The sequence below is a fragment of the Kitasatospora phosalacinea genome, assembly GCF_000717185.1.
GTDB classification, from domain to species: domain Bacteria; phylum Actinomycetota; class Actinomycetes; order Streptomycetales; family Streptomycetaceae; genus Kitasatospora; species Kitasatospora phosalacinea_A.
In genome coordinates this window covers 122,806-143,706 of record NZ_JNYE01000006.1, presented here as the reverse complement: position 1 = coordinate 143,706, position 20,901 = coordinate 122,806, and the positions used below count along the sequence as shown (strand labels likewise).

Annotated in this window: 17 protein-coding genes and 2 pseudogenes; 2 read left to right on the top strand and 17 right to left on the bottom strand. The window is 73.2% G+C overall.

The features are described 5' to 3' along the window. Nucleotides 1-82 precede the first annotated feature (82 nt). Nucleotides 83-1,741 carry an ABC-F family ATP-binding cassette domain-containing protein gene (locus tag OO57_RS04545; protein WP_033250921.1) on the bottom strand — a complete coding sequence of 553 codons (1,659 nt, stop codon included), beginning with the start codon at nt 1,739-1,741 and terminating at the stop codon, nt 83-85. A 105-nt stretch (nt 1,742-1,846) separates the two neighbouring features. On the opposite strand from OO57_RS04545, the gene OO57_RS04540 reads away from it, so the two are divergent. Then, nucleotides 1,847-2,923, top strand: coding sequence for a hypothetical protein (locus tag OO57_RS04540; protein ID WP_033250920.1), 1,077 nt, complete (start codon nt 1,847-1,849; stop codon nt 2,921-2,923). A gap of 41 nt (nt 2,924-2,964) precedes the next feature. On the opposite strand, the gene truA is transcribed toward OO57_RS04540, so the two are convergent. From truA to OO57_RS04480, 12 genes are all read right to left on the bottom strand, one after another. Then, a complete protein-coding gene (truA, locus tag OO57_RS04535) occupies nt 2,965-3,870 on the bottom strand; it encodes a tRNA pseudouridine(38-40) synthase TruA (protein WP_199811193.1) in 906 nt (301 codons plus the stop codon). A gap of 107 nt (nt 3,871-3,977) precedes the next feature. Next, a complete protein-coding gene (gene rplQ / locus OO57_RS04530; protein WP_033250919.1) occupies nt 3,978-4,451 on the bottom strand; it encodes a 50S ribosomal protein L17 in 474 nt (157 codons plus the stop codon). A gap of 127 nt (nt 4,452-4,578) precedes the next feature. Continuing rightward, nucleotides 4,579-5,601 carry a DNA-directed RNA polymerase subunit alpha gene (locus tag OO57_RS04525; protein WP_030457404.1) on the bottom strand — a complete coding sequence of 341 codons (1,023 nt, stop codon included), beginning with the start codon at nt 5,599-5,601 and terminating at the stop codon, nt 4,579-4,581. 133 nt (nt 5,602-5,734) lie between these two features. Beyond that, a complete protein-coding gene (gene rpsK, locus OO57_RS04520) occupies nt 5,735-6,142 on the bottom strand; it encodes a 30S ribosomal protein S11 (protein ID WP_014136257.1) in 408 nt (135 codons plus the stop codon). A 72-nt stretch (nt 6,143-6,214) separates the two neighbouring features. Continuing rightward, nucleotides 6,215-6,595 (bottom strand): 30S ribosomal protein S13, encoded by a 381-nt coding sequence (rpsM, locus tag OO57_RS04515; protein WP_033250918.1) that lies wholly within the window; start codon nt 6,593-6,595, stop codon nt 6,215-6,217. A 178-nt stretch (nt 6,596-6,773) separates the two neighbouring features. After that, a complete protein-coding gene (gene rpmJ / locus OO57_RS04510) occupies nt 6,774-6,887 on the bottom strand; it encodes a 50S ribosomal protein L36 (protein ID WP_003956441.1) in 114 nt (37 codons plus the stop codon). Nucleotides 6,888-6,921: 34 nt separating this feature from the next. Then, nucleotides 6,922-7,143 (bottom strand): translation initiation factor IF-1, encoded by a 222-nt coding sequence (gene infA, locus OO57_RS04505; RefSeq protein WP_003956442.1) that lies wholly within the window; start codon nt 7,141-7,143, stop codon nt 6,922-6,924. Nucleotides 7,144-7,306: 163 nt separating this feature from the next. Then, complete coding sequence (gene mscL, locus OO57_RS04500) at nt 7,307-7,741, bottom strand: large conductance mechanosensitive channel protein MscL (protein ID WP_033250917.1); 435 nt, start codon at nt 7,739-7,741, stop codon at nt 7,307-7,309. A gap of 108 nt (nt 7,742-7,849) precedes the next feature. Then, nucleotides 7,850-8,686 carry a type I methionyl aminopeptidase gene (gene map / locus OO57_RS04495; RefSeq protein WP_033250916.1) on the bottom strand — a complete coding sequence of 279 codons (837 nt, stop codon included), beginning with the start codon at nt 8,684-8,686 and terminating at the stop codon, nt 7,850-7,852. A gap of 116 nt (nt 8,687-8,802) precedes the next feature. Then, nucleotides 8,803-9,462, bottom strand: coding sequence for an adenylate kinase (locus OO57_RS04490; protein WP_033250915.1), 660 nt, complete (start codon nt 9,460-9,462; stop codon nt 8,803-8,805). Next, nucleotides 9,462-10,769, bottom strand: coding sequence for a preprotein translocase subunit SecY (gene secY, locus OO57_RS04485; protein ID WP_033250914.1), 1,308 nt, complete (start codon nt 10,767-10,769; stop codon nt 9,462-9,464). The genes OO57_RS04490 and secY overlap by 1 nt, the downstream gene beginning before the upstream one ends. Before the next feature lie 190 nt (nt 10,770-10,959). Next, on the bottom strand, nt 10,960-13,095 hold the full coding sequence (locus OO57_RS04480; RefSeq protein ID WP_051776551.1) for a PIG-L family deacetylase: 2,136 nt from the start codon (nt 13,093-13,095) through the stop codon (nt 10,960-10,962). 59 nt (nt 13,096-13,154) lie between these two features. Here OO57_RS04480 and OO57_RS04475 point away from each other — a divergent pair, with 59 nt between their 5' ends. Next, a complete protein-coding gene (locus OO57_RS04475) occupies nt 13,155-15,269 on the top strand; it encodes a PIG-L family deacetylase (protein WP_081973446.1) in 2,115 nt (704 codons plus the stop codon). Nucleotides 15,270-15,279: 10 nt separating this feature from the next. On the opposite strand, the pseudogene OO57_RS47320 reads toward OO57_RS04475, so the two are convergent. From OO57_RS47320 to OO57_RS04460, 4 genes and pseudogenes are all read right to left on the bottom strand, one after another. Next, nucleotides 15,280-16,986: pseudogene (locus OO57_RS47320) on the bottom strand (glycosyltransferase); the annotation flags it as partial. Nucleotides 16,987-17,651: 665 nt separating this feature from the next. Continuing rightward, nucleotides 17,652-18,032: a stealth conserved region 3 domain-containing protein gene (locus OO57_RS47315; protein WP_051776545.1), complete on the bottom strand. Its 381-nt coding sequence runs from the start codon at nt 18,030-18,032 to the stop codon at nt 17,652-17,654. Nucleotides 18,033-18,141: 109 nt separating this feature from the next. Further along, a pseudogene (locus OO57_RS47310) lies at nt 18,142-18,642 on the bottom strand (Stealth CR1 domain-containing protein); the annotation flags it as partial. Between the two features lie 590 nt (nt 18,643-19,232). After that, nucleotides 19,233-20,864, bottom strand: coding sequence for a hypothetical protein (locus OO57_RS04460; RefSeq protein ID WP_033250913.1), 1,632 nt, complete (start codon nt 20,862-20,864; stop codon nt 19,233-19,235). Nucleotides 20,865-20,901: the final 37 nt, after the last annotated feature.

Below are 20,901 nucleotides of genomic sequence, written 5' to 3'. Positions count from 1 at the left end.
CGAGCCAATACGCACAACAGCCGCCAACCTTACCGGGCCGGTGGGGCGGAATCCAAACCGGCCCGGCGTGACGGCCCGCGGTTCAGCGGTCCCGGACGACCCGGGCCTCGTCCCAGACCGGCTCCGGGGCCTCGTAGACCCGGCCGTCCGAGCCGAACACCAGGAAGCGGTCGAAGCTGCGGGCGAACCAGCGGTCGTGGGTGACGCACAGCACCGTGCCGTCGAACGCCTCCAGGCCCTGCTGGAGGGCCTCGGCGCTCTCCAGGTCCAGGTTGTCGGTCGGCTCGTCCAGCAGCAGCGCCGTCGAGCCGGACAGCTCCAGCTTGAGGATCATCAGCCGGGCCTGCTGCCCGCCGGACAGCGACTCGAACTTCTGCTCCTCCTGCCGGTCCAGCTCGTAGCGGCGCAGCGCGGACATCGCCGCGCCGCGGGAGAGCGCGTGCTCCTCCTCGACGATCGAGCGGACGGTGCGGCCGAGCAGCTCCGGGTGGGCGTGGGTCTGCCGGAAGTGGCCCGGCACCACCCGGGCGCCGAGCTTCCACTCGCCGCCGTGCCGCACCGACCCGTCCCCGGCCAGCAGGCGCAGGAAGTGCGACTTGCCGGAGCCGTTGGAGCCCAGCACCGCGACCCGCTCGCCGTAGAAGACCTCCAGGTCGAAGGGCTGCATCAGGCCGGACAGCTCCAGGCCCTGCATGGTGAAGGCCCGCACGCCGGTGCGGCCGCCCTTGAGCCGCATGGTGATCGACTGCTCGCGCGGCGGCGCCTCGGGCGGGCCGGCCTCCTCGAACTTCCTCAGCCTGGTCTGCGCGGCGGCGTACCGGGAGGCCATCTCGTGGCTGACCGCGGCCGCCTGGCGGAGGGTCACCACCAGCTTCTTCAGCTTGGCGTGCTCCTCGTCCCAGCGGCGGCGCAGCTCCTCGAAGCGCTCGAAGCGGGCCTTGCGGGCCTCGTGGAAGGTGTCGAAGCCGCCGCCGTGCACCCAGACGCTGGAGCCGGTCGCGCCGGACTCCACCGCGATGATCTTCTCGGCGGTGCGGGAGAGCAGCTCGCGGTCGTGCGAGATGTACAGCACCGTCTTGGAGGTGGCCCGGATGGCCTCCTCCAGCCAGCGCTTGCCCGGCACGTCCAGGTAGTTGTCCGGCTCGTCGAGCAGCAGCACCTCGTCCGGGCCGCGCAGCAGCGCCTCCAGCACCAGCCGCTTCTGCTCGCCGCCGGAGAGCGTGTTCAGGCCGCGCCACTGGGCCCGCTCGAAGGGCACGCCGAGGGCGGCCACCGTGCAGACGTCCCAGTCCGCCTCGTACTCGTAGCCGCCGGCGTCCGACCAGTCGGACAGCGCCTGGGCGTAGGCCATCTGCGACTTCTCGTCGTCCTGGGCGATCATCGCGAGCTCCGCGGCGTCCACCGCGCGGGCCGCGTCGGCGATCCGCTTCGGGGCGACGGAGACCAGCAGGTCGCGCACCGAGGCGTCGGCGGGCAGCGCGCCCGGGGCCTCCTCGGTGCTCTCCCGGCCGGTGGTGCCGACGAACTGGCGCATCACGCCCAGCCCGCCGGTGACCGTCACCGAGCCGCCGTGCGGCTGCGTGTCGCCCGCGATCATCCGCAGCAGCGTGGTCTTGCCGGCGCCGTTCGCGCCGACCAGCGCGACGGCCGCGCCCTCGCCGACCCGGAAGGACGCGTCGTCGAACAGCACCCGCCCGTCCGGCAGGTAGTACTCAAGGTGCGAGATCTCGACATGTCCCATGTCTACGGATTGTGCCAAGCGTTCCGCCCCGGCCCAAGCCGTTTACGCATCGATACGGCACACACCCCGCAGCCGCCCGGCGGCGATGCCCTATTATTCGCGCCTATGAGCGATGGGTCGGCGAACCTCCCCGAGTCCGGCGAACAACCGCCGCAGCAGCCCGCTGCGCAACAGTTCCCGCAGTTCCCGCAGCAAGGCGCTGCGCCGTACCAGCAGCCCTACGCGCCTGCAGGCCAACCGCACCCGCAGCAGCACCAGCCGCAGGGCGGCGCCGGCTACGGGTACCCGCCGCAGGACGGCTACGGCTACCCGGCCGGGCAGTTCCAGCAGCCGGTCGCCCCGATCAACCCGATCAACCCGAGCGGGCCGGACTGGCAGGCCCTCGCGGAGGGCAACGAGAACGCCCGGCGGCGGCGCAAGCGGATGCAGCTGGTCATCGGCGGCGTCCTGGCGGTGCTCGTGGTGGGCGGCATCGTCACCGCCACCGTGCTGGTCTCCAAGGGCGACAAGGACCCGGTGGCCGACCCGACGCCGAGCGTGACCGCCTCGCCCTCGCCGAGCGAGACGCTGCCCGCCACCGCCGTCGACGTGCTCAGCAACACCAAGTACGACACCGCGCCGATCAACTCCGCCGCGTTCTTCCCGCAGGACCAGATCACCCTCAACGGCCGGACGTACGTCAAGACGGTGACCAGCAACACCAAGCTCGGCCACTGCGAGGAGGCGGTCACCCCGGACATCGGCCAGATCCTGGTGACCAACAAGTGCCTGCACATCCACCGGGCGACGTACACCAGCGGCAACCTCGGCGTCACCGTCGCCATCGCCGACCTGCCGGACAAGGCCGCCGCCGACCGTTCGCGGGAGGCCGGGGCGGGCAGCGTGCTCTCGCTGACCGCCACCAAGCAGCCGTTCTGCCAGAACGTCACCTGCGTCACCAACCAGGCCGTGTACGGGCGCTACCTGTACCTGACGGTGGCCGGTCCGCTCGGCAACACCCCGGTCGCGTCCGGCGACACCGCCGCGCCGCAGGCCGCCCGCGACATCGCCGAGTACGCCCAGGCCGTCCTGCTGGCCCGCGGCCAGCAGGCGCTGGCGGAGCTGCAGGGCGGGGCCGCGGCCTCCCCCGGCAGCTCGGCGAGCCCGGGGCCCTCGGCCGCCGCGAGCCCCTCCGCGCACTGACCCCGCCCCCGGCCGGGCCCGCTCCGGGCCCGGCCGGGGCGTCAGCCGGCGGCCGGCTCCCCCAGCGTCCGCAGCCGGCGCGAGACCCGGTTGCGCTCGGCGAGCAGCTCGTCGGCCGGGTAGCCGACCTCCTCCAGCGTCAGGCCGTGCGGCCGGATCACGTTGACCGCCGAGTTCCGCACCCCGCCCGCCAGCACCTCCCCCGGGAACTCCACCGGCCGGTGCCCGTCGCCGACCAGCAGCATCGCGCCGACCAGCGAGCGCACCATGTTGTGGCAGAACGCGTCCGCCCGCACGGTGGCCACCGCCAGCGAACCCTCCTGGGCCGCGTACGGGTCGATCGGCACCCGCTCCCAGTACAGCTCCAGCAGGGTGCGGATGGTGGTGGCGCCCTCGCGCTTCTTGCAGTACGCCGCGAAGTCGTGCTCGCCGACCAGCAGCCGGGCCGCCTCGTTCATCTTCTCCAGGTCGAGCGGCCGGTCGTGCCACAGCACGTGCCCGCGCAGCAGCGGGTCGACCCCGCCCGGGTGGTCGGCCACCCGGTACGCGTAGCGGCGCCAGACCGCGGCGAACCGGGCGTCGAAGCCGTGCGGGGCCTCGGAGACCCGGTACACCCGGACGTCGGCGGGCAGCCGCCCGGCCAGGCGGCGCAGCAGCTTCGCGCCGTGCTGGGCCCACAGCGCGTCCGGCAGGTCGACGTGCGCGACCTGGCCGCGGGCGTGCACCCCGGCGTCGGTGCGGCCCGCGACGGTCAGCGGGAAGTTCTCCTCGCTGCGCAGCACGATCCGCAGCGCGTCCTCCAGCTCGCCCTGCACGGTGCGCCGTTCGCGCTGCCGGGCCCAGCCGGAGAACTCCGCGCCGTGGTAGGCGAGGTCCAGCCTGACCCGGGTGTGCCCGTCCGCCGGGCCGTCCTTCACCGGCGGCAGCTCCGCGCAGTCGTTCACCACTCCAACTCCCCTGTCCCGTAGCTGAGATGCCTCGTGGCTGAGATGCGAACGGGCCCGCTCCCCCGACGAGCGGGAGAACGGGCCCGGACGAAGACCTACGCGGAGGCTCAGGCCTCGGTGGTCTCGGCGGCCTCGTCGGCCTTGGTCTCGGCGGCCTGCTCGGCCTCCTTGACGGCGCGCTTGGCAGCGGCCTCGGCCTCGGCGACGGTCGCCTTGGTGGCGATCTCGCCCTCGACCAGCTCGATCACGGCCATCGGGGCGTTGTCGCCGCGACGGCTGCCGATCTTGGTGATGCGGGTGTAGCCGCCGGGGCGGTTCTCGAACCGCGGGGCGATCTCGGTGAAGAGGGTGTGCAGCACCGACACGTCGGTGATGGTCTTGCGCACCAGGCGACGGTTGTGGATGTCGCCCTTCTTCGCCTTGGTGATCAGCTTCTCCGCCAGCGGGCGCAGGCGGCGGGCCTTGGCCTCGGTGGTGGTGATGCGGCCGTACTGGAACAGCTCGCGGGCCAGGCCGGCCAGCAGCAGCGGCTCGTGGGACGGGCCGCCGCCGAGACGGGCACCCTTGGTGGGACGGGGCATGTTCAGCTCCTTGTATCTCCGACTACGGCCGTACCAGGTACCGCAGCGGGCGTGCGGACACCGCGTCCGCACGACTTCTCACGCCACCGGGGGCGGCCCGGCGAAGGGCTGCCCCCGGTGTCGAAACTCAGTACTGCTCGGTCTCCGCGTAGCCCTGGTCGTCCAGGTCGTCGGCGCCGAAGGCGTCGGCGGCGGCGGTCGGGTCGAACCCGGGCGGGCTGTCCTTGAGGGCCAGGCCCATGCCGGCCAGCTTCGCCTTGACCTCGTCGATCGACTTCGCACCGAAGTTGCGGATGTCGAGCAGGTCGGCCTCCGAGCGGGCGACGAGCTCACCCACGGTGTGGATGCCCTCGCGCTTGAGGCAGTTGTAGGAGCGGACGGTGAGTTCCAGCTCCTCGATCGGCAGCGCCAGGTCCGCGGCCAGGGCGGCGTCCGTGGGGGACGGGCCCATGTCGATGCCCTCGGCGTCGACGTTCAGCTCGCGGGCCAGGCCGAACAGCTCGACCAGGGTCTTGCCCGCCGAGGCCATCGCGTCGCGCGGACGCATGGCCGGCTTGGTCTCGACGTCGACGATCAGCTTGTCGAAGTCGGTGCGCTGCTCGACACGGGTCGCCTCGACCTTGTAGGTGACCTTGAGCACCGGGCTGTAGATGGAGTCGACCGGGATGCGGCCGATCTCCTGGCCCGAGGCCTTGTTCTGCACGGCGGAGACGTAGCCGCGACCGCGCTCGACGGTCAGCTCCATCTCCAGCTTGCCCTTGCCGTTCAGCGTGGCGAGGACCAGCTCGGGGTTGTGCACCTCGACACCGGCCGGGGGCGCGATGTCGGCGGCGGTGACCACACCCGGGCCCTGCTTGCGCAGGTACATCACGACCGGCTCGTCGTGCTCCGAGGAGACGACCAGCTGCTTGATGTTCAGGATGAGGTCGGTGACGTCCTCCTTGACGCCCGGCACGGTGGTGAACTCGTGCAGGACGCCGTCGATCCGGATGCTGGTGACGGCGGCACCCGGGATCGAGGAGAGGAGCGTGCGGCGGAGCGAGTTGCCGAGGGTGTAGCCGAAGCCCGGCTCGAGCGGCTCGATCACGAACCGCGAGCGGAACTCGTCGACGACCTCTTCGGTCAGCGAAGGACGCTGAGCGATCAGCATGTTCTGGATCCTCCAGTTGTCTTCGGCACCCACTATTTGATGCCGATAGAACTCAAGCGTACGGGCTCCCGCGACAAACGGGAGCCCGTACGAGGTTTAAAACACCGGCCGCCTGGTGAACCCAGGCGTCGCGTCAGACGCGGCGGCGCTTCGGCGGACGGCAGCCGTTGTGCGGGGTGGGGGTGACGTCCTGGATCGAGCCGACCTCCAGGCCGGTGGCCTGGAGCGAGCGGATCGCGGTCTCACGGCCGGAGCCCGGACCCTTGACGAAGACGTCGACCTTGCGCATGCCGTGCTCCTGCGCGCGACGGGCAGCGGCCTCGGCGGCCATCTGCGCGGCGAACGGGGTGGACTTGCGCGAGCCCTTGAAACCGACGTGGCCGGCGGAGGCCCACGAGATCACGTTGCCCGAGGGGTCGGTGATCGAAACGATGGTGTTGTTGAACGTGCTCTTGATGTGGGCGTGCCCGTGAGCGACGTTCTTCTTCTCCTTGCGGCGGATCTTCTTCGCGCCGGCAGCCTGACGACCCTTGGGGGGCATAAGTCTGTTCTCCTACTGAGGTGGTCGGTCCGCTGACCCGCGGGCCGGAGGGATGTCCGGTGACGGGACGGACTACTTCTTGCCCGGCTTCTTCTTGCCGGCGATCGCGCGACGCGGGCCCTTGCGGGTACGCGCGTTGGTGTGGGTGCGCTGGCCGCGGACGGGCAGGCCGCGGCGGTGGCGCAGGCCCTCGTAGCAGCCGATCTCGACCTTGCGGCGGATGTCGGCGGCGACCTGGCGGCGGAGGTCACCCTCGACCTCGAAGTTCGCGTCGACGAACTTCTGCAGCTTGACGAGGTCGTCCTCGCTGATGTCACGGACGCGGATGTCACCGCTCACGCCGGTCTCGGCGAGCGCCTGCTGGGCGCGGGTCTTGCCGATGCCGTAGACGTAGGTGAGGGCGATCTCGATCCGCTTCTCGCGGGGGAGATCAACGCCGGAAAGGCGTGCCATTCAAGGCTCCTGTGGTTCTTCTCAGAGGTCTGACGCGCCGCCTACTCGCTGTCTCTCGACAGGGAGCCCCGGCCTCTGACCGGGGGTGGCAGTCCGTCCTTCCGGACGGATCGGGCGGCCCGCTTATGACGTTGGTGCGCGTCGCGCGAAGGTACTACGAGAAATGCTGGGGGGTGATTCAGCCCTGGCGCTGCTTGTGGCGCAGGTTGTCGCAGATCACCATGACCCGGCCGTGGCGGCGGATCACCTTGCACTTGTCGCAGATCTTCTTGACGCTCGGCTTGACCTTCATGATTCAGGTTCTCCGGGGTCTAGATCTGGCGTTGTTACTTGTAGCGGTAGACGATCCGGCCGCGGGTCAGGTCGTAGGGGCTGAGCTCCACCACGACCCGGTCATCCGGGAGGATGCGGATGTAGTGCATGCGCATCTTGCCGCTGATGTGCGCGAGGACCTTGTGACCGTTCTGCAGCTCGACCTTGAACATCGCGTTCGGAAGAGACTCGATCACGGTGCCCTCGATCTCAATGGCGCCTTGCTTCTTAGCCATGAACTGCGAGATCCACCCTTCGGGTCCGGCTACCGTATGCGGAACGCTCGTGCGAACCAGGCTTCACCTCGATCCGGGGTTGCCCCTGGACTGAGGGCGTGCGGGAACACGCTACGAGAGAGCCGACGCACCATCGTAAACCAAGCACCGCACCGGAGCGAAATCAGCGCTTCGCGGCGACCTGGACGGGGATGACCGGCTCCACCACGGCGGTGCAGGCCGCGCAGCGGCGGGCCGCCTCGGGGATGTCGGTCAGGCACTCCGGGCAGGGGCGCTTGGGCACCGCGGGCTTCTTCGGCAGGTAGCGGGCGGTGGCCTTGGAGACCGGCAGCACCACGCAGAAGTACAGCACCGCGGCGGTCAGCACGAACGCGATCAGCACGTTCAGGAACTGGCCGTACGGGAAGGTGACGTCGGCCACGTGGAACTTGTAGGCGCTGAAGTCGCCGGCCGCGCCGACCACCACGCCGAGCACCGGGGTGAGGAAGGCGGTGACGAAGCCGGTGACCACGCCGGTGAACGCGGCACCGATGACCACACCGACGGCCATGTCGATGACGTTGCCGCGCATCATGAAGTCGCGGAAGCCCTTGAGCACTGTCTCTCCCCTGGATAGCTGCAGGTGTCAGCTGATGAAAATAGGACAAGGAGCCCGGAGGTCCAAACCCCCGGGCCCCTCTGAGAGAAGGCACTCACTCCGGCCGGGTCAGCCCAGCGGGTCCGGCGCCGCGGTGACGCCCAGCTTGGCGAGTTCGGCCCGGCCGCCGTCGAAGGCGGTCAGCACCAGCGGGCCCTGCTCGGTGACGGCCACCGAGTGCTCCCAGTGCGAGGCCCACGTCCCGTCGGTGGTGACGACCGTCCAGTCGTCCGCCAGCACCTCGGTGTGCGGGGTGCCGAGCGAGACCATCGGCTCGATCGCCAGCACGGTGCCCGGGACGAGCTTCATGCCCTTGCCGCGGCCCGCCACGTAGTTCAGCACGTGCGGCTCCATGTGCATCGCGGTGCCGATGCCGTGGCCGCCGTAGCCCTCGGTGATGCCCCACTTGCCCTTCGGCGGCAGCGGCTGGCGGCGGATGAAGCCCTCGATCGCCCGGGAGACGTCGACCAGCCGGTTGCCCTTCTTCATCTGGGCGATGCCGGCCCACATCGAGCCCTCGGTGACCCGCGACAGCATCGTGTTCTCGGCGGCGGTCGCGCCGACCGCGACGGTGATCGCCGCGTCGCCGTGCCAGCCGTCCAGGATCGCCCCGCAGTCGATCGAGATCAGGTCGCCCTCCCTGAGCACCCGCTCGCCGGGGATGCCGTGCACGACCTCCTCGTTCACCGAGGCGCAGATCACGCCCGGGAACCACAGGCCGCCGTGGTCGGCGCGGAAGTTGGAGGTGGCGCCGTGCTTGGCGATGACCGCGTCCGCGACGTCGTTCAGCTCCCCGGTGGTCACCCCCGGGGCGACCGCCTCGCGGCAGGCCTTCAGCGCCTCGGCGACGACCAGCCCGGCCGCCCGCATCTTGGCGATCTGCTCGGGGGTCTTGATCTCCACCATCTGGTCAACGCCTTCCACGTTCTGAATCTGGGACTGCCCTCCACCGTACGACGCACGAGACGGCCGGGGCGCCCGCTTCGGGGCGACCCGGCCGTCTCTCGCGACGCGTCGTGGCGTCAGGCGTTCTTGTTCTTCTCCAGGGCGGCGACCGCGCGCTCGGTCACCTCGTCCACCTTGCCGAGGGCGGAGATGGTGACCAGCAGGCCCTGCTCCTGGTAGTAGCCGATGATCGGCTCCGTCTTGGAGTGGTACTCCTCCAGCCGGACCCGCACGGCCTCCTCGGTGTCGTCCGAGCGCTGGTACAGCTCGCCGCCGCACTCGTCGCAGACGCCCTCGGTCTTCGGCGGGTTGTACACCACGTGGAACACGTGGGCGCCGTCGTTGCGGCACAGCCGGCGACCGGCGATCCGCTTGACGACCTCGTCCTCGGGGACCTCAAGGTCCAGCACGCCGTCCAGCGCGATCCCGTTCTCGGCCAGGATGGCGTCGAGCGCCTCCGCCTGGCCCAGGTTGCGCGGGAAGCCGTCCAGCAGGAAGCCGCCTGCGGCGTCCGGCTGGAGCATGCGGTCCTTGGCCATCCCGATGGTGACCTCGTCGGGCACCAGGCGCCCGGCGTCCATGTAGGACTTCGCCTCGACACCCAGCGGGGTGCCCTGGCTGATGTTGGCACGGAACAGGTCACCGGTGGAGATGTGGGGAATGGACAGGGTCTTGGCCAGGACGTGCGCCTGAGTACCCTTCCCGGCCCCGGGGGGTCCGACGAGGACGATTCGCATCAGCGGAGGAACCCTTCGTAATTGCGCTGCTGGAGTTGGCTCTCGATCTGCTTAACAGTTTCGAGTCCGACGCCGACGACGATGAGCACGGAGGTGCCGCCGAACGGGAAGTTGGTCTGCTGCCCGAAGGCGACCAGGGCGACCATCGGGATCAACGCGATGAGACCCAGGTAGAGGGAACCCGGCCACGTGATGCGGGTGAGCACGTAGTTCAGGTACTCGGCCGTCGGCCGGCCGGCCCGGATGCCCGGGATGAAGCCACCATACTTCTTCATGTTGTCGGCAACTTCTTCGGGGTTGAAGGAGATCGCGACGTAGAAGAAGGCGAAGAAGACGATCAGCACGAAGTAGGTGGCCATGTAGACCGGGTGGTCGCCCTTGACGAAGTGGTTCTTGATCCAGATCGCCCAGTCCGCCTGCGAGTTGGTCAGCTGCACCACCAGCGCGGGGATGTACAGCAGCGAGGAGGCGAAGATGACCGGGATCACGCCCGCCTGGTTGACCTTCAGCGGGATGTAGGTCGAGGTGCCGCCGAAGGAACGGCGACCAACCATGCGCTTCGCGTACTGCACCGGGATCCGGCGCTGGGCCTGCTCGACGAAGATGACCAGGCAGACCACGATGATGCCGACCGCGATGACGGAGGCGAACTCGCCCCAGCCGTCGAGCAGCTTGCCGGACTGCTTGATCGCCCACATCGAGCCGGGGAAGCCCGCCGCGATCGAGGTGAAGATCAGGATCGACATGCCGTTGCCGATGCCGCGGTCGGTGATGAGCTCGCCCAGCCACATGATCACGGTGGTGCCCGCGGTCATGATGATGACCATGGTGGCGATCCGGAAGACCGACTGGTCCGGCACGATGTTGTTGCCCTGCGGGCAGCCGGAGAACAGCGCGCCGCTGGACGCGGTCGCCAGGATGCCGGTGCCCTGCAGCACGGCGAGGGCGATGGTCAGGTAGCGGGTGTACTGCGTGATCTTCGCGGTGCCGGCCTGCCCCTCCTTCTTCAGGGCCTCCAGGCGCGGGATGACCACGGTGAGGAGCTGCAGGATGATGCTCGCCGTGATGTACGGCATGATGCCGAGCGCGAAGATGGTCAGCTGCAGCAGCGCGTTGCCGCTGAACAGGTTGACCAGCCCGAACAGTCCTTCGTTCTGCTGCTTCACACACTCGTGGACGGCCTGGAAGTTGATCCCGGGCATCGGAACGTGGGCGCCCAGCCGGAACAGCACCATGATGCCCAGCGTGAACAGCAGCTTCTTGCGCAGGTCGGGCGTCTGGAACGCCCGCGCGAACGCACTGAGCACGGTGCCTCCTGCGCCTCCCGCGCGTCGTCGGCGGAAGGGTCGGTCCTGATAAGGGGGGTAGCGAACTCCACGGACTCTAACAGTGAGCAGCCGTTCCGCAGAAGCGTGCGCAACGCCTCCCCCACTCACGAGGTACGGCTTGCCCCGATTTCACCGGAACGCGGGACCGGCCGGGGCGGGCCCGCCGGAATCACAGCGTCTGCCAGGGCCCGAACGGGGAGTCCGGAGCGGCCTCGCGCTGACGGGAGAGGTGCAGCCGGGCGTCCGGGCCGAGCACCGCGAGCACCCGGCGGCCGTGCCGGTCCACCGCCGCGGACGGCGCGTGCAGCAGCTCGCCGCCGAGCCGGAACCACTCCGGGGACGGGCGGCCCGGCTTCCCCTCCCCCGGCGGCAGCGACACCGACAGCGCGCCCGCCTCGTTGCGGTGCGCCAGCAGCACGTCGCCCGCGCCCCGGCCGGGCACCGGCAGGGCGGCGACCGGGCCGGTGCCGCCGTGGCCGCCCAGCCCGGCCGGCCGGTCCGGCCAGCCGGCCCCGCGCGGGTGCTGCCGGTAGGCCATGACCTGCGCCGTTCCCGGCTGGCGCAGGTAGAGGGTGACCCGGTCGGGCTCGCCCTCGACGGCGGTGATCCCGCCGCTGGCCGGGTGCATGGTGGTGAGCGAGAAGTCCCGGGTGAACCCGGCGCCCGGGCTCTTCTGGAACCAGCGGCGCACCGTCTGCTTCCCGGGGACGTACACCTCCACCCGGCCGCTCGCGGTGGTCAGCGCCACCGGCGAGTCCTGCAGGTAGTCGCCGCCCAGCGACTCCCACGTGCCGTCGGGGCCGGCCGTCCGGTGGGCCAGGCCCTGCGCGTAGTCGCGGGCGAAGACGTGCAGCACGCCGCGGCCGTCCACCGCGGCGGCGGGCACGCCCGGCTCGCGGCGCGTCCTGGCGTCGGGGCGCTCGGCGTCCGGGTTGCCCAGCGAGGCCCACGGGCCGAAAGGTTCACCGGGGCCCGGCGAGCAGGCGTGCACCAGGTCGAGCTCCGGGCCCTCCGGGAGCTCGCGGCGGCGCAGCCCCACCAGGTGCGCGGAGCCGTCCGGGCCGGCCGCGGCGGCCAGCGCCGGGACCAGCCAGCCGCCCTCCAGCCGGGCCGGGCCCGTCCAGCGCTCCGCGTCGGGGTGCTGCTCCCACACCACGGCCTGCCCCGCCAGCACCGCCCAGGCCAGCAGCGTCCCGTCGGAGCGGCGCAGCAGCCGCCCGGTGCCGGGGGCGTGGCGCGGGGCGGTGGAGAGCAGGTGGGTGGAGCGGTACGGGTTGGTGCCGAGCTGGAAGTCCCCGAGGTCGCCGCCCGGGTCGGGGACCCCGTCGGCGCCGGCGTAGGTGTGCAGCAGGTCGGCCTTCTCCGCGGCGGCGGCCCGGCTCAGGTTGAACGCCCAGTAGCGGTTGGCGTAGCCGCGGTAGTGGTCGACGGCCGGGGCGGCGCCGGTGCGCTCGGCGTGGCGCTGGACGGCGGCGAGGGTGAACTGCGCGGCGACGGCGTGCTCGTGGTGGTCGGAGCAGGTGTGCTCGGACTTCCCGCCGTCGTGCTCCGGGTCCGGGTCGAGGGTGCGCACCACGGTGGGCGCGGTGTCCGCCATCAGCCCGGCCAGGGCCTCGATCAGCTGCTCGCGGTCGAACTCCTGCACCTCCCGCACCGGCGAGCCGGGCACCGGCAGGCTCCGGACCCGCTCCACCTCGCCCAGCCACAGCTGGCGCAGGCCGCGCGGGGTGCGCCGCTCGTCGGTGACCTGGTGGGCGGTCTGCAGGAAGCACAGCCGCACGTGCTGCGCGGCCAGCAGGGTGTCGACCTCGGCGACCAGCCCGCCGGGGAGCCGCACCGCCTCCCGGTGCCAGGGCGAGGCGGCGTCGGCGCCCGCCATCCGCGCGTACGCCCGGCGCAGGCCGTTGTGCCGGGCCGCGCTGTAGCCCGCGTGGTCCTGCGGGGACTTCTCGCGCGCCCAGTAGCCGGTGTCGAGGTTGCGGCCGTCGCCCTCGGCGGCGGTCAGCACCACGGTGAGCAGTTCGGCGCCGCTGCCCACCGAGCGGGCCGCGTCCGGGTTGATGAAGTAGAGGTCGTCGTCGGGGTGCGCGACGACCTGGAGCACCGAGCCCGGGTCGGGGCGGCGGCGCTCGCCGCCCGGCGCCGGTGCGTGGGGTCCGGCCGCGGGGCCGGCGGCGAATCCGGCCGCGGGGCCGGTGCCGGGGCCGGCGCCGGGGCCGGACCCGCGGCCGTCCGGCCGGGCGCCGAGCATCCGGCTCAGCCGCCCGCGCAGGGGTGTCCGCTCCCCGTCCCGCGGTTCGTTCATCGCCCGTCAGCTCCCTCGCCTCGGCACCCCGTTCGGGTGACTGCTTAAGATTCCGTCCCATGGATTTTCTCCGCCTCACCACCACCCGCCGCAAGGTCCTCGCCGCATCGATCGTCGGCCTGGGGTCAGTGGGCGTGCTGGAGTGGGCGGGTTGGGCGTTGACCCACCGTAAGGAGGGCGGCCGGGCCCCGGCGGTTCCCGCCGCGGCGCAGGAGAGCGGTCCGTTCCCCGACGCCGCCCGGCTCTCCTTCCTCCAGATAGTGGCGCACCCGGACGACGACCTGTACTTCGTCAACCCCGGTATGCAGCAGGCGATCGCGCGCGGCTGCAAGCTGGCCACCGTGATCGTCACGGCCGGCGAGGGCGACGGCATCAACGTCGACACCGACGACCCGGGCCGCACCGCCGCGCCGGTCGACTACGCGGGCTACAGCGCGGCCCGGCACAACGGCCACCGGGCGGCGTACGCCCGGATGGCGACCGGCTCGGCGGACGCGGCCTGGACGTCGGAGGCCCTCGCGCTGGACGGCGGGCTGGTCGCCGAGCACTGCACCCTGCCCGACCGGCCGGACCTGCACCTCTACTTCCTCAACATCCGCAAGCAGGAGGACCCCTACCGGGGCGTGCTGGAGCTGTGGTCGGGCGCGGCGGAGACCATGAACACCCTGCCGGTGCCCGGCTCGCCGGTGCGCGACGTGCAGGCGGTCAACCGCGACCAGGTCGTCGCCGCCCTGTCCGACCTGCTCGTCCGGCACCGCCCGCACGTGGTGCGCACCCTCGACCCGGACCCGGAGCACGACCCCGGGCTGCCCGGCATCGAGTCCTCCGACCACCGCGACCACACCGCGGTCGCCCTGTTCTCGCTGCGCGCCGTCGCCCGGTACCGGGACGCCACCGGCGCCGCGCCGGCCGTCGACCACTACCGCGGCTACGCCAACCGGTTCTGGCCCTACGACCTGTCCGAGCAGGACGTGGCGGCCAAGGCCGACCTGGTCGACACCTACGCGGGCACCGACGGCCGGCCCTGCCCGGAGCAGAACTGCGGCGACTACCAGCTCGGCCCCGACCCGCTGCGCTCCACCCACATCTACAGCACCAAGCTGCGGCACGAGCCGACCACGGACTGGCTGGTGCGGGACGCCGACGGGCGGCTGGCGGCGTTCGCGGTCCTGGCGGGCCGGGTGGTGGGCTGGCGCGAGCGGACCGCCGGGCGCGGGGACTGGACCGGCCCGGAGCCCGTCGACGGGGGGCGCGGCGAGGGCTGGATGCTGCCCGTGGTCAGCGCGCTGCGCGGCCCGGACGGGCGGCTGCACCTGGTCGGGCTGCGGCGCACCGAGGGCGCCGCGGGCGACGCCGTGCTGGACGTGGTGCACGCCGTCCGCGAGCGCGGCGCCGAGTCGTTCGGGGCCTGGGAGTCGGTGGGCAACCCGGACGCCGCCGGGCAGCAGGAGCAGCGCGAGATCGGGGTGCCGGCGGCCGCGGTGGACGGCGACGGGCGGCTGCACGTGCTGGTGCGCAACTTCGCGCAGTCCCTGAGCCTGCGGGTGCGCGGCGCGGACGGCAGCTGGGGCGAGTGGGCGGAGCTGGGCGGCACCACCGTGCAGGACGGTCCGTCCGCGTACACCGGCCGGGACGGGCTGGTGCGGGTCTTCGTGCCGGACAAGCACTCCACCCGGTCCTGGACGCAGCAGGCGCCCGGCGGGGCGTTGGGCGGCAGCAGCGCGGTACCGACCGGGCAGGTGGCCAGCGGCCGGGTGACCGCGCTGGAGGACGCCCAGGGCAGTCCGCTGCTGGTCTACCGGGAGGCGAGGACGGCGCTGGTGCAGGTGCAGCGCCGGTCCGGGCCGACCGGGAAGTGGCCGAAGGAGCCGGTGCAGGTCGGTGGCGGCGACGGGATCGGCCCGGTCGCCGCGGTCTGGGTGGGCGACCACGCCACGGACGCGCTGCTGGCCCGGCTCGGCACCGACCTGTCGCTGTACACCCTGACCCGGAACGCGGCCGGGGTGCAGGTGCCGTGGACGCGCCCGAGCGACCTGGTCGTGCTGCGCTCGGCCGCCCTGGCGACCGGGCCGGAGGGCGTGCCGGTGGCGGCGGTGCTCGGGGCGGACGGCCACCCGCGGGTCGCCTCGTACGACGCGGTGGCGGGGGCGTTCGGCGAGTGGAAGGCGCTGTGAGGGCGGCCGGTCAGTCCCGTTCGACCACCTGGAAGGAGAGTTCGCCCTTGCCGGTGCAGTACGGGCGGACGTCGATCCGGGCGGCGGGCAGCACCAGGGCGTAGCCGGGGGCGCCGCCGTCGGTCAGGAGCGCCGCCGGGTACTCCAGGATCGGCTTGGGGTCGGCGAAGTCGTCCAGGATCCGGGCGATCCGCAGCGGGGCGGTCGGGTCCTCGGCGGCCGGGGCGGCCGCGGTCCCGTCCGCCGCGGCGGCTCCGGCCGCCTCGGCCGCCTCGGCTTCGAGGTCGACCGGCGCGGTCTGGTTGTCCAGGCCCGCCCGCAGGCCGGTGTCGACGTCGAGGGTGCGGGCGGCGTCGGCGGCCGAGCGTCCGCCGCCCGGTCCGGCCGGGCCGGGCAGCAGCCAGGCGTCCCAGTCCTCCCAGCGGTTGAGCCGGGCCAGGGCGAGCTCCTCGGCGGACAGCTCGAACCGGAACCGGCGGCCGGTCGCGCGGCCGGTGTACTCCAGCACGGTGCCGGTCGCGCCGCGGCGGCGCAGTTGCAGCCGGGGCCGCTCCGCGAGCCGCACCGCGCCGACCACCGCGCCCTCGACCGCCAGCTGCCCGTCGTCGGCGACCCGCACCGCGGTGCACTCGGCGTGCCTGGCCCGGCGCCAGGAGCGGAGGGCCAGGTGGCCCTCCTTGGTGACGTAGGGCGTCAGCCAGTCGACCCCGGGCGGGGCGGCCGGCTCGGCGAGGAGGCGGTCGCGGTCCGCGATCAGCCGCCGGGTCTCGCGCACCCCGGCGGTGACCCGGGAGCGGACCCCGGAGGCGGTCTCCAGGACGACGGTCCAGCGCCCCTCGTACAGGGCCTCGCGCAGCTGCGGGCCGAGCCGGACGGCCAGCCGGGCCTTGCCGGGCGGCGGGTCCGCGACCGGGGCGGCCGGCAGGACGAGCAGCCGTTCGCTGCGCAGGTCGCCGACCTCGCGCAGCAGCAGCGTCAGGCCGTCGGCCTGGTCGGCCGGCAGGTCGACGGCGAGCAGCGGGTCGGGGTCGGTCAGGTCGAGGTGGGCGGTGGCCGCGGTGATCCGGACGGCCGCGCCGGCGGCGACGGAGACCAGGGCCAGGCCGCCCTTGCCGACGGTGCCGGGCGTCCAGAAGCGGCGGGCCCAGCCCATCGCCCGGACGGTGCCGCGGGCCAGCTGGTGGTCGGCGGGGGCGGCGGGGGCGGTGCCGGTGCCGGTGTCGTCGGCGGGGTGCAGGCCGCGGCGCCCGGCGGCGTCCCGGAACAGGTCGGCGTAGCGCTCGGCGATCCGCCCGGGGTCGTAGCGGCGGGAGTTGGCCAGGGCGGCGGTGGCCATCCGGGCGCGGCGGGCGGGGTCGGCCATCAGGGCGCGCAGTCCGGCGGCGATGCCGTCGACGTCCCCGGTCGGGACGAGCAGGCCGTCCTCGCCGTCGCGGACGATCTCGCGCGGGCCGACCGGGCAGTCGGTGGCGACCACGGGCAGGCCGCAGCGCATCGCCTCCACCACCGTCATGCCGAAGGACTCCCGCTCGGAGGTGACCGCGGCGATCGAGCCCTTGGCCCACTCGGAGTCGAGCGGGGCGGCGCTGCCCATCAGCAGGATCCGCTCGGTGGCCCGCAGGTCGCTGATCAGGGCGCGCAGGGCGGCGCGCTCGGTGCCCTGGCCGTAGATCCGCAGCTGCCAGTCGGGGAACTCCTCGCGCAGCCGGTCGAAGGCGAGGACCAGCAGGTCGTAGCGCTTGACCGGGTCGAGCCGGCCGGCGCCGACGACCAGCCGGGCGGCCGGGTCGGCGGGCCGGACGGGCGGCTCGGGGACGCTGTTGGGCACGCACAGCACCGGCACGCCGGGTACCGGGGTGGTGTCCCGGAAGGTGCGGGCGTCGGCCTCGGTGACGGTGGTGACCAGGTCGAGCCGCGGGTAGGCGCGGGCCATCTCGGCGCGCACCTCGGCGGGGATGTCCAGGTGCGTCATGTGCTCCTGGGCGACCCGGACGCAGTCCTCGCGGCCGTGGCGGGCGACGAACAGGTTGAGGCTGGAGCGGGTGCCGACCACCACGTCCGCGTCGGTGCCCTCCAGGTAGGCGCGGATGCGCTGGTCGGACAGCTTGCTGTACTGGGCGTGGAACTCCTCCTGCGGCGGCACCTCCTCGGTCGGCTCGGCCAGCAGGGGGTGGCCGCGGTCGGCGCCGGAGCCGCCGGGGCGCAGGTCGACCAGCGGCGTGAGGGCGACCCCGGGCGGGATCTCGAACCGGGTGGTCTCCTGGCGGCGGAAGACCGAGACGATCTCCACCCGGTGCCGGGCGGAGAGCCCCTGGGCGAGGTTGATCACGGTGCGGTTGGTGCCGCCGATGCCGTAGACGTTGTTGATGAGGAAGGCGATCCTCACGGGGTGGCTCCGGGCTTCTCGTACGGGCTGGGCACCGGGAAGTACGACTCCAGGAAGTCGCGCACGGCGCGGTCGCGGGCGGTGCCCGGCTCGGTGACGGTGTCGTTGAGGCAGAAGGCGTCGCGGTCGCGCCCGGCGAGCAGGATGCCCATCCGCCGCTCGACGTTGGGCAGTCCCAGGTCGAGGTAGGTGTACGCCAGGTCGCCGGGGGTGGCGCGCGCCGTGTGGTAGGCGAAGTAGTGGTACAGCGAGGACGGCACCGCGACGTCGCCGATGCTGCGGAAGCGGCTGGCGGCGGTGGCCCGCACCTGCGGGGCGAACTCCTCGGCGATCTCGGCGAGGAGGCTGCGGCGCAGCGGGTACGGGACGTGCAGCATCTTCTGGGTGATGACCGTGCCGAAGCGGCCGCGGACCAGCTCCCGGTTGGCCGTCGATCCGGTGCAGCTGGGACTCGATGGCGTGCGAGTTGAAGGTCGGCAGGTTCGCCGGGTCGGCGAACACCTCCCGGTGGTCGACCACCCGCAGCCGCGGGTGGTCCTCGTCCAGCCAGTGCGGGCGCTGCCCGTCGGTGACCAGGTGGATCCGGCGCACCCACGGGGCGTGCAGGTGCAGCGAGCGCAGCGAGTACCGCAGTTCGTCGCGGTTGAGGTAGCGGGCGGCGTTCGCGGCCTGCCGGTGGTAGGCCTCGCCGCCGACGGCGGCGCGCCGGGCCTGCCAGGCGGGGTCGGCGCCGTCCACCCAGGTGTAGACCACGTCGATCGGGAAGTCGACGTCCTCGGGGTGGCGGGCGGTGAACTCGGGCCGGGTGCGGACGGTGGCGGAGGCGGGCGGGTACGGGTCGGTGAACTGGCCCAGCCGGTTCGCCGGCACCTCCTCCTCGCGGCCGTGCTCGGGCACCGTGACCGCGGCACGGTTGGGTCGGGGGGCGGTGAGCACGCCCCCGGCGGCGGCCCAGAACTCGATCTCGCAGCCGTAGGTGAAGCCCATCAGCAGTTTCGCGCCCGGGTCGGTCCACAGCTGGGCGACCCGGACGGTGCGGGTGCCGCGCAGCCGCTTCCAGGTGCCCTCCTCGGACATCTCGCGCAGTTCCCCGACGAGTTCGCCGGCCCGGTCGGTGGCGGCCGCGTAGCAGGGGGTGCGGGTGCCCAGGGCGCGCAGCGCGAGTTCGGCGGCGGCCCGCTCGCCGTCCGGGACGGCTATGCAGGTGCGCAGGTCGGACGGGCCGCGCAGGGCGAAGTACCGCACCCCCGCGTCGGTGAGCGCGTCGGTGACCAGCCGCAGCACGTGCTCGCGCAGCTCGACCGGGCGCGGGCGGCGGTGCACCAGCACCACCAGGTTGCCGAACAGGGTGGCGCGCGGGACGCCGTCGGTGCGGCCGGCCAGCTCGGGCCACTGGCGCAGCAGCCGCCTGGCCCGGGCCCCGGCGAAGTTGCGCGGCTTGGGCACCTCGGCGACGGCCCGCTTGACCCGGCTGCGGACGCCGGCCGGTATCGAGTTGGCGAGCGCGCTGCGGGCCGAGGGGGACAGCGCGTTGCGGTACACCCCGACCAGTCTCGACCCCTCCGGGTTGTGTCCGGTCACTCCCCCGCCACCTCCTGCCCGTCGCTCCCGACGGCGCTCTCCGCGGACCGGTCGGTCCGTTCGTACGGGGAGGGTACCGGGTAGTACGTGCGCAGCAGTTCGCGGACCGCCCCGGCGGCCCCGGCGGGGGTGCCGGGGTCGTTCAGGCCGCCGAACTGGAGCAGCGCGGCGTCCCGCCGGGCGAGCATCCGGGCCAGCCGGGCGGCGGCGAACGGCGCGTCGGCGCGCAGCGCCAGCAGCCGGGCCGCGCCGGGCAGGCCGCGGCCCTCCGCGTACGCCCAGTACTGGTGGAGGCAGTCGTGCGGGTCGGCGGCCAGGCCGGAGCGCTCGGCGTCGGTGCGGGGCGCGCCCGGCGGCAGGCGGTCGGCCGACGGGGCCGACAGCGAGCGCAGCCGGGCGTGCGGCCCGGGGCGCACGGTGCCGGCCACCGTGCGGCCGAACTCGGCCTCCAGCACGGCCCGCCAGGGGGCGTCCGGGGACTCGCTGCCGTCGGGTTCGGCGGTGAACAGCCGCAGGTGGCCGAACGGGGTGAAGAACAGGTGCGGCTTGGCGCGCTGGCCGAGCATCGCCCCGGCCGGGAACAGCACGAAGTGCTCCGCCAGTCCGGGCAGCAGGTGCAGTCCGGCGCGGACGTCCTCGGGCCGGTGCCCGGCGGGCAGTTCGACCCGGTGCACCCGCAGGGCGGGGTGCTCGGCGAGCCAGTCGGGCGCCTCCCGGGTCGTCAGCAGGTGGATCCGGCGCGTCCAGGGCGCGTACTGGTGCAGCGAGCGCAGGGTGGCGCGGAGCAGCTCGGGGTCGTCGCCGGGCGCGTCCAGGCAGACCGCGTCGATGTCGAAGTCGACCTCGTCGGCGCGGCGGACGGTGAACTCCGCGCGGGTGCGCAGCCGCACGCCGTCGTCCGCGGTGCCCGCGTACTGGGTGAAGACGCCCAGCGGGGCGGTGGTGGGCGGCGACTGGGCGGACAGGGTGCGCATCACCCGGTTGTGCCGGGGGCCGGTCAGCCGGTCGCCCCTCCTGGTCCAGAACTCGATCTCGACGGCGACGCTGGTGCCGATGACCAGGCCGCCGCTGGGGTCGGAGCGCAGCCAGCCGATCCGGATCACCTTCGCGCCGTCGAGCCGCCCGAACCGGACGTCCGCCCCGTACCGGGGCTTGCTGCCGCCGCGGGGCGCGGGCAGCACCTGCTCGACGGTGCCCGGCGCCTCGCGGAACGCCGCGGCCAGCGCCCGGTACACCCGGACCCGGTCGCGGGCGTCGACCGCCAGCGCGGCGTGCCGGTCGTTGACGGCGGGCACCGCGAACCAGTCGACGCCCGCGGCCTCCAGCGTCCGGGCGACCAACTCCAGGTTGTGGCGCAGCACTTCGAGCGGCGTGAGCCCGGAGTGGACCTGGGCGAGCCGTCCGCCGGGCAGTCGGCGCACCGCTTCGGCGCCCTCCGCGGTGCGCTGCAGCCGGCGGTGGATCCGCTCGGTGCGGTAGCGGTCGGCGGGCCCGGCGGCCACCGCCAGCCGGCGCTTGATCTTGGTGCGGGCGTCCTTCGACAACTGGGTGCTGACCCGCCGCCGGATGCCGGCGGGCACCAGCGCCCGGTAGGTGTTACCGACGACGTGCGTGGTGTCCGCGGCCATCCGCAGTCTCCCTGTGTTCGCGTCCGCACGGCCGTGC

Excerpts from the sequence above, each read along its gene's own strand:
- rpmJ (WP_003956441.1), bottom strand. The coding sequence starts at position 6,887 with ATGAAGGTCAAGCCGAGCGTCAAGAAGATCTGCGACAAGTGCAAGGTG.
- OO57_RS04525 (WP_030457404.1), bottom strand. The coding sequence starts at position 5,601 with ATGCTGATCGCTCAGCGTCCTTCGCTGACCGAAGAGGTCGTCGACGAG.
- OO57_RS04460 (WP_033250913.1), bottom strand. The coding sequence starts at position 20,864 with ATGGCCGCGGACACCACGCACGTCGTCGGTAACACCTACCGGGCGCTG.
- OO57_RS04540 (WP_033250920.1), top strand. The coding sequence starts at position 1,847 with ATGAGCGATGGGTCGGCGAACCTCCCCGAGTCCGGCGAACAACCGCCG.
- rpsM (WP_033250918.1), bottom strand. The coding sequence starts at position 6,595 with ATGGCACGCCTTTCCGGCGTTGATCTCCCCCGCGAGAAGCGGATCGAG.
- infA (WP_003956442.1), bottom strand. The coding sequence starts at position 7,143 with ATGGCTAAGAAGCAAGGCGCCATTGAGATCGAGGGCACCGTGATCGAG.
- map (WP_033250916.1), bottom strand. The coding sequence starts at position 8,686 with ATGGTGGAGATCAAGACCCCCGAGCAGATCGCCAAGATGCGGGCGGCC.
- OO57_RS04480 (WP_051776551.1), bottom strand. The coding sequence starts at position 13,095 with ATGAACGAACCGCGGGACGGGGAGCGGACACCCCTGCGCGGGCGGCTG.
- OO57_RS04545 (WP_033250921.1), bottom strand. The coding sequence starts at position 1,741 with ATGGGACATGTCGAGATCTCGCACCTTGAGTACTACCTGCCGGACGGG.
- OO57_RS04475 (WP_081973446.1), top strand. The coding sequence starts at position 13,155 with ATGGATTTTCTCCGCCTCACCACCACCCGCCGCAAGGTCCTCGCCGCA.
- rplQ (WP_033250919.1), bottom strand. The coding sequence starts at position 4,451 with ATGCCCCGTCCCACCAAGGGTGCCCGTCTCGGCGGCGGCCCGTCCCAC.
- OO57_RS47315 (WP_051776545.1), bottom strand. The coding sequence starts at position 18,032 with ATGCTGCACGTCCCGTACCCGCTGCGCCGCAGCCTCCTCGCCGAGATC.
- OO57_RS04490 (WP_033250915.1), bottom strand. The coding sequence starts at position 9,462 with ATGCGAATCGTCCTCGTCGGACCCCCCGGGGCCGGGAAGGGTACTCAG.
- rpsK (WP_014136257.1), bottom strand. The coding sequence starts at position 6,142 with ATGCCCCCCAAGGGTCGTCAGGCTGCCGGCGCGAAGAAGATCCGCCGC.